Source organism: Microcoleus sp. EPA2 (assembly GCA_020882975.1).
Classification (GTDB): domain Bacteria; phylum Cyanobacteriota; class Cyanobacteriia; order Cyanobacteriales; family Microcoleaceae; genus Microcoleus.
Window position 1 is genome coordinate 337,654 of record JAHRFD010000002.1, and the last position, 14,022, is coordinate 351,675.

The following is a 14,022-nucleotide window of genomic DNA, read 5'->3' on the forward strand; positions in this document are numbered from 1 at the left end:
AAAATACTCCATGAATGCTGGACAATTTGGTTTTTAGCTTTTAGATTTGAGTGTTACCTTAAGCAAAAACATCTAAAGTCAAAAGTCTTATGAGCAAATTTGTGTTTGTGACCGGCGGTGTCGTTTCCAGCATCGGTAAGGGAATAGTCGCTGCTTCCTTGGGGCGCTTGTTGAAGTCCCGCGGCTATTCTGTCTCCATTCTGAAGCTAGACCCTTATATTAACGTTGACCCCGGCACTCTCAGCCCGTTTCAGCACGGGGAGGTGTTCGTGACTCAAGACGGTGCAGAAACCGATCTGGATTTGGGTCATTACGAGCGTTTTACCGATACATCCATGTCACGGCTCAACAGTGTCACCACGGGGTCGATTTATCAAGCGGTGATTAATAAAGAACGCCGTGGCGAGTATCACGGGAGTACGGTGCAGGTGATTCCCCACATCACTAACGAGATTAAAGAGCGCATTCACCGAGTTGCACAAAATACCAATCCCGATGTGGTAATTACCGAAATTGGCGGCACGGTGGGAGATATTGAATCCCTGCCGTTTTTGGAGGCAATTCGCCAGTTTCGCAAGGATGTCCGCCGCCAAAATGTTGTGTATATGCACGTCACGTTGATACCTTGGATTCCTTCGGCTGGGGAGATGAAAACTAAACCGACTCAGCATTCGGTGAAGGAATTGCGCTCGATCGGCATTCAACCTGATATTTTGGTCTGTAGGTGCGATCGTCCCCTGTCCTTGGGCATGAAAGAAAAACTCTCAGAATTCTGCAACGTACCCGAAGAATGCGTCATCACAGCTCAAGATGCCAAAAGTATCTACGAAGTGCCACTGATGATGGAAAACGAAGGTTTGGCAGAACAAACCATCAATTTGCTGCAACTCGAACATCGCCAACCCGATTTGACTCAGTGGGAAACTTTAGTCAAGCGACTCTACAGCCCCAGTCACAAAATTGATATTGCTTTAGTCGGCAAATACGTGCGGTTGAACGACGCTTATCTTTCCGTCGTGGAAGCCTTGCGGCACGCAGCAATCTCCATCGGTAGTGACGTCAATTTACGCTGGATTAACTCAGAAGATTTAGAATCGGGAAATATCGAAAATTATCTCACCGGTATCAACGGCATTGTTGTACCCGGAGGTTTTGGAATTCGCGGAGTAGACGGCAAAATAGCAGCCATCCAATACGCCAAACAGCACAAAATTCCCTTTTTGGGATTGTGTTTAGGAATGCAGTGTGCTGTGATTGAGTGGGCTCGCAACACCGCCCAACTAGAAAATGCCAACAGTGCCGAGTTTGACCCCAATACCACAAATCCAGTGATTAACTTATTGCCAGAACAGCAAGATGTGATAGATTTGGGCGGAACAATGCGACTCGGTTTATATCCGTGTCGCGTCAACCCAGACACCCTAGCATTCAAACTTTACCACCAACAAGTGATTTACGAGAGACATCGGCACCGCTACGAATTTAACAACGCCTATCGCCATCTTTTCCTAGAATCAGGTTATGCTATTTCGGGAACATCTCCCGACGGCCGCTTGGTAGAAATGATCGAATTACCAAGCCATCCATTTTTCATCGCCAGCCAATTTCACCCAGAATTCCAATCTCGACCCAGCTCCCCTCACCCATTATTTCAGGGATTCATGGAGGCTGCGAGCCTCCAGGGAAAGCATGATTTTCCCGAAGCACAGGCCCTCGATTGGGTTCCCGAAAAAGTTGCAGGAACCACATGAGCTGCCACGCATCTAATTTGACCATCAAGTTTGATAAGATTTTTGTAGGAAAGTTGTTCTGAGCAACTCCGAAGCAGAATCAAGGAATATTTAGATGCGTGACGGCGGATGTGACACATTATTAATATATTTTCAGCGAAAAACCTAACCCCACTCCCAACCCTAGTAGGGATCGGGGTTAAGCATAAGGATGTGAAAATGCTAATATTCTCTAATGTTGAGTCAAGCTCTATGGGGTTAGATTTCAAAATAGATTTTTTTAACTCTTGTTACATACCAGGAAACGGAGGTTTCAGGAGGTGTTGTGGCTTACTGGATTAAATTAATTTATGAGAAAAATTCTTACATAATCGACCTGGATACTATTAGTGCTTTTTCTAAGGAACTGGATAATAACAGGATCGCATTTTGGCTGCCTCATAGCAGTCAGCCGATTATCCTCAATCCCCACGGTAATTCTGATGCTTACAGGCAAGTTATAGATTATCTCAAAAGAACAATCGATCGCAATTCTCAGAAATGCTGGGTCACAATTAATTACGATCGCAAAGAATTTTCGATCGATTTGAGTCGAATTAGTTTTTTTGCTTGGGAACCTAATGGTCGGTTAACTTTTTGTTTACCAGACAGTGCACTTAATATTGTGCTCGCTCCCCATACTAATCCCCATGATTATCAAAAATTACAGGAATATATCAAAAATACAACGGGACTTTCGGGGCCATAACCAATAACTAATAACTAATGACTGGGGAATTTGTTATTTGTTGTTTGTTATTTGTTATTTGTTATTTGTTGTTTGTTGTTTGTTGTTTGTTATACCAATTGCATAAAGTAGCGCTACATATCTACCCCCCCAACCCCCCCTTACTAAGGGGGGGCTTTGAACTACATCTGTAGTAGGACTTTATGAAAATGGTATTATTTGTTGTTGGTTATTTGTTGTTTGTTGGAGTTAGCTATTAGGAGTAAAGCTGATATAATACTCATACATAATAGCTAATGACAACCAACAACTGACCACTAACCAATTCCAATCACCAATGACCAATCACCAATGACCAATTCCCAATCATATCAATTCCGGTTGTATCGTCAGGTGATTTAACCGCGAAGGCGCGTTCCCCGCAGGGGTTCCCGTAGGGTAGGACGCGAAGGAAGAGAAGAGAGAGTTTAATAATTCCAATGAAGAGAGGATTTGATATTAGGAGTAAAGCTGATATAATACTCGTACATAATAGCTAATGACAACCAACAACTGACCACTAACCAATGCGCAATGACCAATTCCCAATCACCAATAACCAATAACCAATAACAATTAAATTACCTCCAAGCTAGTTTTGCTGCCCCTACCATCCCTGCTTGATTTCCCAATTCAGCTACCAATAACTGCAAATTCTCCCTAGAACTGGGGAGAACCCGTCGCTCTATTTCTGCTATAACCGCCGGGAAAAAAAACTCTGCACCTGCACTAATTCCGCCACCGATAATAATAGCTTCCGGCGTTAAAACATAAATGAGACTTGCCAAACCTATACCGAGATAACGACCATAATTTTGCCAATATTCTACAGCTTTGGCATCTCCAGATTTTGCTAAATTTGCTAATTCTAGCGGTTCTAAACCAGTTTCGCGACGAATTGCTTGCACTGAAACATACTGTTCTAAGGAACCACGATTGCCGCTGTTGCATTCCGGGCCATCGGGATTGATGGTAATTAATCCTAACTCGCCGGCGGCACCTTGATGACCTGAAAATAGTTTGCCATCTAGGATAACTGCACCCCCGACACCAGTGCCTAATGTGAGTAAAATTAAGTTGTTAAAATGGCGGCCCGCACCTAACCAAGCTTCTCCTAATCCAGCACAGTTAGCGTCATTTGCTAATAGGGTGGGCAGTCCGGTTTTGGCTTCTAACCAATCAGCTAGGGGGACGTTTTGCCAGTTTTTGAGGTTAATGGCGACTCTGGCTATTCTCCCAGCCGCGTCTGCGGGGCCTGGGGTGCCGATGCCGATCGCCTTTACAGCATTTTCCACTGGATTGAGTTGAGAAATTGCCTCTACCATTGCCGCTAAAACCGCTTCTGGTGTGGCGGGTTGAGGCGTTGGTACTGTTAAGGATTGATGGCAAATTCCCTCGGCGCTGAATCTGCCGAGTTTGATGGCGGTGCCGCCTAAGTCAATGCCGATTACTTGTGTCATGGAGTTTGTGATTTTTAATGTGATATTCTAACAAGCAATTGATATTTTCAGCAACTTATTCTTCCCCGTCAACACCCAAACCATCTCCTATAAACACTGCTTCAATCACCATCCCCTTCTCACCATCATCCTCCTGGGGTGGTAGGGGAAATCTTGCTAATATCTCCTGACTAATTTTCCTCGCAACATTTCCTAATTCCCCGTCACGAATTCTACTCAATAACAGTAGCCTGCACGCCAATTCTTGAAGCGATGCAACTGATGAATTTGGATTCAGGTTCTCATCAATGTTCCTAGTCGGGATTTCAATCCTTTCTGAATCGACAGATTCGGCGTTTGCTAACAAATTTTCGCCAAATCGACGCAGCCAAGTTGCTAATTCTGCATCTTTCAGACGTTTTGCTATCAGAAATCCGGCGACATCTCCTCTACTCCAGCTTTGATTTACTCCTTCTAGAAGTTCCATGAATTTAGCTTCGTATTCTGTGTCTGTTAGGGTTGGTGGCTGGGGCTTTTCTGGTGTTGGGGGATTGGATGGTTGGGTTTTGAAGAGTCGCTGAATTAGTTGTTTGAGGAATTGCCAAATTTTGTTTAGCATTTGTGGGGTACAGATAGTTCGAGCTACTTTAAAAGTGGATAATATAGTTCTCCGGTTGAGTTGATGAAGCCGGCTCGATCGCCCGCCAAGTTTCCTGTTCCCATAAATACATCTACTCTACCGGCACCTTTAATTGCACCGCCTGTGTCTTGATCTAAAACGTACCGATTTACTTTGTTTTGTTCGAGTTTTCCTTCTGCATTGGGGTAGGGAAGTTTGGTACTAATGAGTGCTAGGGCCCCCGGTGGCATTAAGGATTTGTCAGTGGCGATCGACCTTTCGGCAGTTACTGGCACTCCAATGCTTCCTATGGCGGGAGCTCCCTTAGTGTCTCGGAAGAATACAAAGCTTTGATTCTTTGGCAAATACTTGTTCATTTCTTCGGGGAAGTTGGCAAAATATTCTGTTAATTTTGGCAAGTTTAACTGTTCTAAAGTAAACTTTCCATCTTTAACTAATTCTCGCCCAACTCCTGTATAACTGTGACTTGTTTTCCCGGCAAAACCGACTGTCATGACATCACCATCTGGGAGCTGCAATTTAGCAGAACCTTGGACGTGAATTAGAAATGCTTGGAAGCGATCGCGCAACCAAACTAATTCTAATCCGCGCAACAATCCTTTGCTTCCCTGCAAAGCATCTGCCCCTTCTAATTCCAATCTTGTCGGGTGAGGTTTTGGCCAAGACGCGATGTTTGGTGGCACGCGATAAAGGGGATATCGATATTCGGCTGTCTGGGTTCTTGAGGCGGCGTAAATAGGCTCAAAATAACCGGTAAATGCTACAGTGCCTTGCCCGTCTTTGCCGATGGATTTGTAAAATACAAATTCCCGCTTGACAGATTCTTGAAGTTGTGATGGGGTGGTAGAGTTGACAACTAATTGGCGAAAGCGATCGAGGGAACGGCGGACTCGATCGCGCGTAATTCCTGCTACTTGATACCGTCGGTAAACATTAGCTGCTGCTGCGCTATCGAGATAACCTAGGCTGTAGTCGATCGACTTTAATAACGATGCTTTGTCTCCGGGTTTGCCCTCAACGCCCCAAATTTGAGCATCAAAGGCGATGGATTCGGATTCACTTGCTGATAGCTGAGTCAAACTCACTGGTTGTAGCGGGGAAACTGCCATCACGGGGGCATTAAAGGCGATCGCCAAAACGCAACAGGCGATCGTCAATAACTGATACCGAAAAATTTTACTCAATTGCCATCGTCCCTTATTCATCGTATCTTTCAACGCTAGAAGTAAAAATTGGTTCTACGCGAATTGCCTGAACACTGGTAGGACGAACCACCATGTATTCGCCTTGAATATTTTTGATCGGGACATTCAGAAATTCACTGGATTCCTGCTTGGGAACCAAAACAGTGCTGTACCACTTCTGAAAATCTTGCAGCGTTGAGAAACGGACTTCTTCACGGTGGCCGCCACTCAGCAACAGATGCACGGAATATTCACTGGGAGTTCTGGGCATATTTGTATTTTAGAGTTGGGATTTTAAGCTTTTGGAACCATTCTATCTTTTACTGGACATCTGGCATCACTAAAATTTCGGAAATTTCAGACACTTAAAACTGACAGCTATTCGGCTACGCTGATCCAAGGGCGAAGTCGAACAATCCCTACCACCCTCACAGACGATTTTGGAGGTGTTTCAGGGATTGGGGCACTCCCGGAATGACCCACGGCCAGCCAAGAAAGCGCGTTTTTCTCCCCATCTAGGGTTGCCTAGGTGCAGAAACTATCATTTTCGAGTTACCAAAACCCAATCATCAACTGTGCTCACCACTTCAGCACCATCCAAATCTAGATGTTGAAACACTGGTTTTTCCAACAGAAAATAAGGTTGAGGGAGAGTTTGCCATTTCTGTTGTAGTGTCGGCGCGTCGGCGACAATCACTTGGTGTTCGCTGTAAAAATTCAGGGATGGACGCGGGAGGCGGTGAGATGTGAATACCTCTTTACCAGCGGGGGTTCCTTCGCGGACCATTGCGGCGATCGGCTTGACTGGATAATCCTCGGCCAGTTCCCAAACCCAGTTATTTGAGGCGAACAATACTAACAATGTCACGTATGTTCCCCAAATTAAAACTAATAGAAACTGTCGGTCTTTACGGTGCTGTAACCAAGCTGATAGGATTGTTGTCAAAGCTACAAACAGTAGCATTAACTGTAAATCTCCCTCTGGCGGTGGCAGGCGATTGCCAAATTTTACCAGGCCGCTGAAGTAAATGCAACCCACAATCGCAACTATCGCCATCACTCCAAAAATGGCGGGATTAGGCAACAAAGATACAGCATCAAAACGTTCCTCTACTTGTGCTTTTTCCGGTGCTTCTCCCATCGACATTTGTTCCCAAACTTCGGCTAAATAGCTGCCAACTGCTAGGGCAAAAGCTGGATATATTGGTAAAATATACCAAGGCAGTTTAGTATTCATCACCGAAATAGCTAGCAGATAAACTCCACTCCAAACTAAAACTAATTTTGGTCCAGGAAAATTGCGATTTTCCCAGCTCAAACGCAGCCCTTGCAGCCAAAATAACTGCCACGGCCAAGGTGATTTTAACAGTTCTAAAAGATAATACCAGGGCGGGCCTTGCTGATGACTAACAGGTTCCCAAATGCGCCGGAATGATTGATTGACTAAATTGGTGTTGATAAAGTCTTGGCCGTAGTGCAGCCATTGGGCAAAATACCAAGCAGCTACTGGGAAAGTTCCGATCGCCAATCCGCCCCAAAGATACCCAGAAGTCAGGAGTCGCGGGGTATCCCAAACCAAGAAACAAAGGGCGATCGCCCCTAGTAGCAGCCCCAACATCACGCCCTTAGTCAAACAAATGAGTCCGAAGCCAATACCGACTGCCAAAGCGTAGCGCAAATCCCGGCGCGATCGCAGCAAACACCAGATTGTCCCTAGCAAAAAACACAAAACAGCACCGTCTAGCATCGCCAAACGCCCGTGTCGCACCACTGGTAACAGCGTCAGATAAACTAAAGTCGAAAAAATCGCGATCGCCCGCTGGGGAAACAACTCCCTAGCAATGGCGTAAAGCAAGGGTACAGAAGTGGCTGTCAACATTGCGGGTATCAACCTCGCTGTCCATTCGCTAACACCGCCTAGGGCGAAACACAGCCCCATCAACCAGTGTACTAGAGGAGGCTTGTTCAAATAAGGCACTCCATCCAGGGTGGGATAAAGCCAATTTAAGTTACCGCGCCAGATTTCGCGACTCACCTGGGCTGCAATAGCTTCATCCCAATCCCGCAACGGCACCCCGCCTAGATTCAGCCCGAAAATTAATGCAGCAGCCAACATCGCAGCCAACATCCACAGTTTGTCTGTATAGTGGTCATTTAAGCGAATTTTGGGTTGGTGATTCCCCGGAGGAAACATTTCTGACATAAGTTTAAAAGAGTTATTGTAGATGTGGAAGTTGGATGGAAGTCGAAACCAGCAAGAAGTCCATGTGAAAAGGTAATAAAATCAATGGCTTCAGCACTTAAATACCTCCTAAATAGGGAAAAATTTGCTATATTAGCGTCCCAAACTGAATGTAAACTTAGACAATAGTTATTTACGATCAGGCATTTTCGATGAATTTACCCGTAATCATAGATATTATCATCGGCTTAGTTTTTATCTACCTGAGTTTAAGCTTGCTAGCTTCAGAGATTCAGGAATTGATTGCTACTGTCTTGCAGTGGCGAGCCGAACATTTAAAAAAGTCCATCGAAGTGCTGATTGCTGGCGGTAACGAAGGTGTTCGGGATGAGGCTCAATTTAAGCTAGTCGGACGGTTAGCAAATTTGATTTACAGCAATCCCATAATTAACGATTTGAATCAGGGAGCGAAAGGGCCTCTCTCACAAGCATTCCGGTCTTTTAATCGCAGTTTAGGTACATTGTACCGTCGCATCACTGGTACCAAAAATGTGTTTGGAGATAAATCCAGTGGGCCTTCTTACATTCCCTCCGAAAGTTTTTCCAGCAGTCTTTTGGATACTTTAAAAATTCAGGAGCTGATGCAATCTATCACCGAGACTAGATTGGAAAGATTTAAAGACCTACAGTTGGCACAAATTAAAGTTATTGTGGATGGTCTTAATCTATCCGGGTCTACTAAACCGATTATAGATCAAGAATTTTTGTGGTTAACGGGCGAATTTAATCGCGTAGTTCAAGATTATAAAAATGAGATTGACAATTTAAAAAATAGTTTGGATAGAATGTCAGAAAAGCTGGGTTTTTATATTAATGATTCTCAGGTTTATTTGCCGGAATCTGAGCTAGAAGGGAGAGAGTTTCAACGGCAGATGGGCTTTATTAAAACTAATTTTGACAGTGAATTTGAACGCGAAACACTGCGAAAGCAACTACAACCGAGTTTAAGCAATGTTTTAAATACTATCAGGAAAGTCAGGAAAACTCAGGAGACTGTCACAGAAATTATGGAGGAGAAAGAAGGTAGTCCGATTTATCAACAAATTCAAGCAACTGTGGATAGTATGCCAGAATCTCTGAAAAATAGTCTTTATATTTTAGCAGAGCGCGCACAAAAAGATGGGGGAGATACTCAGGAGCAGTTGCAGCGGTTTCAGCGGGAAATTGAAATTTGGTTCGATCGCAGTATGGAGCGGGCTTCGGGGGTTTATAAGCGGAATGCTAGAGGGGTAGCTATTTTGCTCGGCACTGCGATCGCGATCGGTGCCAATGCTGATACTGTGAATATTATTAATCGGTTGTCCAAGGATTCGATGCTGCGCTCCACTGTGAATTTGTACGCTCAGCAGTTAGTAGAAAAGAATACTCCTGCGAAATTAGATAATTTAACAAATCTCACAAAAGTTCAAAATGAAGTCGGTATAGCTTTGGATAATTTAGCAGTACCTTTCGGCTGGAGTGAACCTAATAGATTAGAAATAGACCCCGAAGGAAATGTATTGTGGCCAGCTTTTTTGGCGAAAGTTTTCGGTTGGCTGTTGAGTGGGGTAGCTATTTCGATGGGAGCGGTTTTTTGGTTTGATGTGCTCAGCAAGATTATCAATATTCGCAATGCAGGTAAGAAACCACCTTCTACAGATACTTGATATAGCAATCCTAAATCATTTGTGAATTTCTTACTCCCGGACCTTAATAAGGTCCGGGTTGGGGTGGGGTAAAAAAGTTTACGACTCCTGCAAGGACTGCTATATAGCCTATTTCCCTTGTGCATTTTGCCAATTACTAGCGTCCCTCAAGACTGTTGACGATTAACGCTTGACTTTTGACTGTTGACAGTCTCAGGTTTCAGTGAAATCACGGACAACATAAATTCCGTGCGATCGCGGATGTACAGCCAAGAGAAATAAGCCAAAATTAAATTTGGGTGTAATCACTAAGCTACGGGTAAAACAAAGAATATTAAGATACCCGATTTCCTATTAGAAAATAATTCCCCCTTGCCAGGAACATTTCACCTCACACAGCAAGTCTCTAGTGAAAGATAGCAACACCCAAAACGCTGAGGAGATTGTTAATTAATGATTTCAAGCTAATTCTAGCTACCTATAACTGCGCTGTAATACTCTGAGTTGAGATAACAGAGAACCAGAGGTCAGCCAGTTAAAAAAGTGGCATAGCTGACTGTTTGAAAAAGCAAACAAAATGATTTCTTAGAGCCTCCTGGTGGATAGTCCTAAGTCGGGTTTCAGTTTTTGAACTCATAGTCAAAAGTCATGTCAATAGAGCCGGAATCAATGTCTCCGAGCGCGATCGCCTTTTATTGAGAAGATTTACATAGCCTCTCTCTCAGACAAGATTGTGGGGTGAATCCCCCCGTGGCTGTAACCATCTGTGCCGATATTGGATACTTATTGTAGGATTTTAAAGGATAATTATTTACCCAAATGACCGAAAAATGAGGGCCAATATTCGCCACCATAAATAGTTATTAATACTACTAATAAATGAAAGATCTGGATAAAAAAAGACTTAAAAAAAATGGCAGATATCTTGCATTTAATTTAAGATAGGTGTTAAGGTGTAATCAAACACGACTTATCGCATTACTCCCAGGCTGTATTTACCAGTAATGCCATTGATGGAGTATCAAATATGAATTCTATGTTCGCTCAAGTTAACTCACAATCAGCAGTGGAAAAACTGCCGCTACGTTCCTTAGTTTTCATTGACTCAGGCGTGGCAGACTACGAGTCCATTGCAGCCGGAGCGCTCCCAGGACAGCAAGTAATCATACTCGATCGCAACCAAAACGGCATCGAACAAATCACTTCAGAAATTGCCAAATATGCCTCTACTAATGGGGAGATCGATTCAGTACACATCATTTCTCACGGTAATTCTGGGAATCTAGAACTAGGTAACACTTCTCTGAGTTCAGATAACATAGAACAATACGCCAGTCAGTTGCAAAACTGGCAAACCGGACTGTCGGAAACAGCAGACATCATGCTCTATGGATGCGATGTAGCATCGGGGACAGGCGCTAATTTCGTCGATCGCATTTCGGAATTAACCGGAGCCGATGTAGCAGCATCCACTAACTTAACCGGAATAGGTGGTGACTGGAATTTAGAATTTGCCAAGGGCGATATAGAATCTCCCTTAGCCTTAAATAGTGAGGTGATGGCAAGTTACCAAGGGAATTTAGCTACCATCGTCGTTACCAATAATAACGATAGCGGAGCAGGGTCCCTAAGAGCGGCGATCGCCTCTGCTGCGGCCGGCGATACCATCACCTTCGCTCCCGGTTTAGCCAATCAAACCATCACCTTAACTAGCGGTCAACTAGACATTCCCGTTGGCAAAAATATCACGATTGACGGCGCGGCAGCCACTGGTTTAACCATCAGCGGTAACAACGCCTCCCGCGCGTTTTTTGTCAATGCAAATGTAGTTACCGCTACCAATTTCACCGTCAAAAACCTGATTATTACTAACGGTAAAACAACGGAGACAGGAGGTGCGATCGGCACAACGGACGAAGTAAATCTCACAGTAGACAATGTTCAGTTCAACAACAACGTCGCCGACAAAGGCGGTGGTGCAATCTTTGGTAATTTCAACAATACCCTGACAGTCAGCAACAGTAAATTCAACGGTAACGTAGCCACCGCAGGTAATGATGAACGGGGTGCAGGTGCGATCGGCTTTTTGAGTTTCAAAGCAATTACAGTAACCAACAGCGACTTCACCAACAACAAAGGAATTAACGGTGGGGCAATTAACAGCCTTCAAGGGAAGCTGACAATTGACAACTCCCGATTCATCGGCAACGATACCACCGCAGCCACTTTCGCCGCAGGTCAGCCCAATGATTTCTTAAGAGGTTTCGGCGGCGCACTTTATACCGATCGCGCCAGCAATCCGAATGAAGCTTCCGGGACAATTAAGATCACCAAAAGTGTATTTCAAGACAACAAAGGTCGGGGCGAAGGCGGAGCAGCATATCTGTTTACCGGCACCCAAGACAGCGTAACCATTGCAGACAGCACCTTCCAAAACAACGAAACTTTGTCACTTCCCGGTGGAAGCGACGGCATTGGAGGCGGGTTGGTGAACTTGAGCAACGGACTCAACAAAGGACTGACAGTCTCCAACACCACCTTTGCCGGCAACAAAGCCCCCGGTCAAGGCGGCGCAATGTGGATCATGGATGCGCCTACCACCATTACCAACAGCACCTTTTCTGGGAACCAAATTACTGGAACTACTGATTTTTTCGGCAATGTCGGCGGTGCAATGGCTCTTTATGCCGACACCACCATCGTCAACAGCACCTTTGCAGATAATTCCGCCCGTTGGGTGGGTGGAGCAATCTCGGCTGCCGAAGGAAAGTCTGTCACTGTCAAAAACACGATCTTTGCCAACAACACGGCGGGGAATGAGTTTGGCATTCAGCAAAACACCAGCAGCGAACTAACTGACCAAGGTGGCAATTTTCAGTGGCCTGTCAAACAAACCAATAACTTCAACGATTACAATGCGACCGCAAGCATTACGATCGCAGACCCCCTCCTGGGCCCACTGCAAAATATCAACGGCGCCCTTGTCCGGCCCCTGCTGACAGGAAGTCCGGCCATTGATAAAGGAGTTCCTTCTGGGGCACCAGCTACAGATCAACGGGGTGTGACTCGCCCTCAAGATGGTGATACGATTCCAGGGGCGATCGTAGACAGCGGTTCCTTTGAATTTAGCGTGAATGTAGTACCCACCCCGGCACCCACACCCACCCCGGCACCAACTCCCACACCAACTCCCACACCGGCACCCACACCGGCACCCACACCGGCACCCACACCCACACCTATCAGCGCACCCGAATTCAACCTTGGTGGCGTCACTCCCAACCCCGTTGACCAAACTCTCAACGGCGGTAATACTCCCGACTTCATCGTAGGTCGAGGCATTAACGAAGCCATCAACGGACTTGGCGGCAACGATACTTTGTATGGCCTGGGCGGCAACGACAACATCGATGGCGGTGCCGATAATGATTTAATCTTGGGCAATGAAGGCACAGATTTCCTTCAAGGCGGTGCTGGCAACGATAGCGTCGCAGGTGGCAAAGATAATGACACTGTTGTGGGCGGAGATGGCAATGACTTGTTGCAGGGAGATCTAGGCAAAGATACTGTGGCTGGCGGTGTAGGAAACGATACCATTTTCGGAGGCAAAGATGACGATCTTTTGTTCGGTGAAGATGGCGACGACTACATTTTAGGCAACTTAGGAAATGACACAATTAATACTGGAAACGACAACGATCTTGCGTTTGGCAATGAAGGTGCAGACCTGATATTTGGTCAAGCTGGAAATGACAGCCTTTACGGTGGCAAAGATAATGACACACTCTACGGCGGTGAAGGCAACGATTTGCTGTTCGGCAACAATGAAAATGACTTCATCGATGGAGGTGTCGGCAATGACACGCTTTATGGCGGTAAAGGTAACGATTTCCTCATCGGCGGCGATGGTAACGACTTCCTCAGCGGCGATGTTGGGGACGATACTTTGACAGGCGGTACTGGTAACGACGTGTTTTTCCTAACCCAAAGTATCGGCACTGATACAATTACTGATTTCCGTAAAGGCGAGGATTTAATTGGGTTAAATCCAAGTCTGAGTTTCAATCAACTCAGTATTACTTCCAGCAACAATCAAACTTTAATTAGTGTGACTGGCACTGGTCAATTGTTAGCCAAGTTGAACGGTATTGCACCCAATACTCTCACCGCTAGCGATTTCACTCAAATAACAATCTAACGGCGATGGATGTCCCAGTTTTGACTGGAGCAGAAACTACGCCAAACATCTAAATCAGGACTGACGCACTCACTACGATTTTACGTCCTTACCAGGGTCGCGAAGTAATCGCAAAGGCTTATTTTTCGTCACAAGTGCGTCAGTCCTAAACTTTGTAGAAATCATGAAAATAGGAACATCTACTCCTCTCTAACTCTG

9 protein-coding genes are annotated in these 14,022 nt (G+C 45.2%); 4 read left to right on the forward strand and 5 right to left on the reverse strand.

The genetic code is table 11. The annotated features are described in order from the left end of the window. The first annotated feature begins 89 nt into the window (after window positions 1-89). Both AAFP14_RS03955 and AAFP14_RS03960 read left to right on the forward strand, forming a co-directional pair. Window positions 90-1,751: a CTP synthase gene (locus AAFP14_RS03955; protein WP_341730997.1), complete on the forward strand. Its 1,662-nt coding sequence runs from the start codon at window positions 90-92 to the stop codon at window positions 1,749-1,751. A 304-nt stretch (window positions 1,752-2,055) separates the two neighbouring features. After that, complete coding sequence (locus AAFP14_RS03960) at window positions 2,056-2,478, forward strand: hypothetical protein (protein WP_341730998.1); 423 nt, start codon at window positions 2,056-2,058, stop codon at window positions 2,476-2,478. 599 nt (window positions 2,479-3,077) lie between these two features. On the opposite strand, the gene AAFP14_RS03965 is transcribed toward AAFP14_RS03960, so the two are convergent. From AAFP14_RS03965 to AAFP14_RS03985, 5 genes are all read right to left on the reverse strand, one after another. Then, window positions 3,078-3,956 carry an ROK family protein gene (locus AAFP14_RS03965; protein ID WP_341730999.1) on the reverse strand — a complete coding sequence of 293 codons (879 nt, stop codon included), beginning with the start codon at window positions 3,954-3,956 and terminating at the stop codon, window positions 3,078-3,080. A gap of 55 nt (window positions 3,957-4,011) precedes the next feature. Continuing rightward, complete coding sequence (locus AAFP14_RS03970; RefSeq protein WP_341731000.1) at window positions 4,012-4,554, reverse strand: hypothetical protein; 543 nt, start codon at window positions 4,552-4,554, stop codon at window positions 4,012-4,014. Window positions 4,555-4,577: 23 nt separating this feature from the next. Further along, the gene (mltA, locus tag AAFP14_RS03975; RefSeq protein ID WP_341731001.1) at window positions 4,578-5,780 is read right to left on the reverse strand and encodes a murein transglycosylase A; all 1,203 of its coding nucleotides are present in this window, start codon (window positions 5,778-5,780) and stop codon (window positions 4,578-4,580) included. After that, window positions 5,773-6,030 carry a hypothetical protein gene (locus tag AAFP14_RS03980; protein ID WP_341731002.1) on the reverse strand — a complete coding sequence of 86 codons (258 nt, stop codon included), beginning with the start codon at window positions 6,028-6,030 and terminating at the stop codon, window positions 5,773-5,775. The genes mltA and AAFP14_RS03980 overlap by 8 nt, the downstream gene beginning before the upstream one ends. Window positions 6,031-6,300: 270 nt before the next feature. Next, complete coding sequence (locus AAFP14_RS03985) at window positions 6,301-7,962, reverse strand: ArnT family glycosyltransferase (RefSeq protein ID WP_341731003.1); 1,662 nt, start codon at window positions 7,960-7,962, stop codon at window positions 6,301-6,303. A 191-nt stretch (window positions 7,963-8,153) separates the two neighbouring features. On the opposite strand from AAFP14_RS03985, the gene AAFP14_RS03990 reads away from it, so the two are divergent. Both AAFP14_RS03990 and AAFP14_RS03995 read left to right on the forward strand, forming a co-directional pair. After that, a complete protein-coding gene (locus AAFP14_RS03990) occupies window positions 8,154-9,647 on the forward strand; it encodes a hypothetical protein (protein WP_341731004.1) in 1,494 nt (497 codons plus the stop codon). A gap of 1,006 nt (window positions 9,648-10,653) precedes the next feature. Next, a complete protein-coding gene (locus AAFP14_RS03995) occupies window positions 10,654-13,824 on the forward strand; it encodes a DUF4347 domain-containing protein (protein WP_341731005.1) in 3,171 nt (1,056 codons plus the stop codon). The last annotated feature ends 198 nt before the right edge of the window (window positions 13,825-14,022 follow it).

Coding starts and splice junctions, on each gene's coding strand:
- AAFP14_RS03970 (WP_341731000.1), bottom strand. CDS start 4,554: ATGCTAAACAAAATTTGGCAATTCCTCAAACAACTAATTCAGCGACTC.
- AAFP14_RS03955 (WP_341730997.1), top strand. CDS start 90: ATGAGCAAATTTGTGTTTGTGACCGGCGGTGTCGTTTCCAGCATCGGT.
- AAFP14_RS03990 (WP_341731004.1), top strand. CDS start 8,154: ATGAATTTACCCGTAATCATAGATATTATCATCGGCTTAGTTTTTATC.
- AAFP14_RS03995 (WP_341731005.1), top strand. CDS start 10,654: ATGAATTCTATGTTCGCTCAAGTTAACTCACAATCAGCAGTGGAAAAA.
- mltA (WP_341731001.1), bottom strand. CDS start 5,780: ATGAATAAGGGACGATGGCAATTGAGTAAAATTTTTCGGTATCAGTTA.
- AAFP14_RS03980 (WP_341731002.1), bottom strand. CDS start 6,030: ATGCCCAGAACTCCCAGTGAATATTCCGTGCATCTGTTGCTGAGTGGC.
- AAFP14_RS03965 (WP_341730999.1), bottom strand. CDS start 3,956: ATGACACAAGTAATCGGCATTGACTTAGGCGGCACCGCCATCAAACTC.
- AAFP14_RS03985 (WP_341731003.1), bottom strand. CDS start 7,962: ATGTCAGAAATGTTTCCTCCGGGGAATCACCAACCCAAAATTCGCTTA.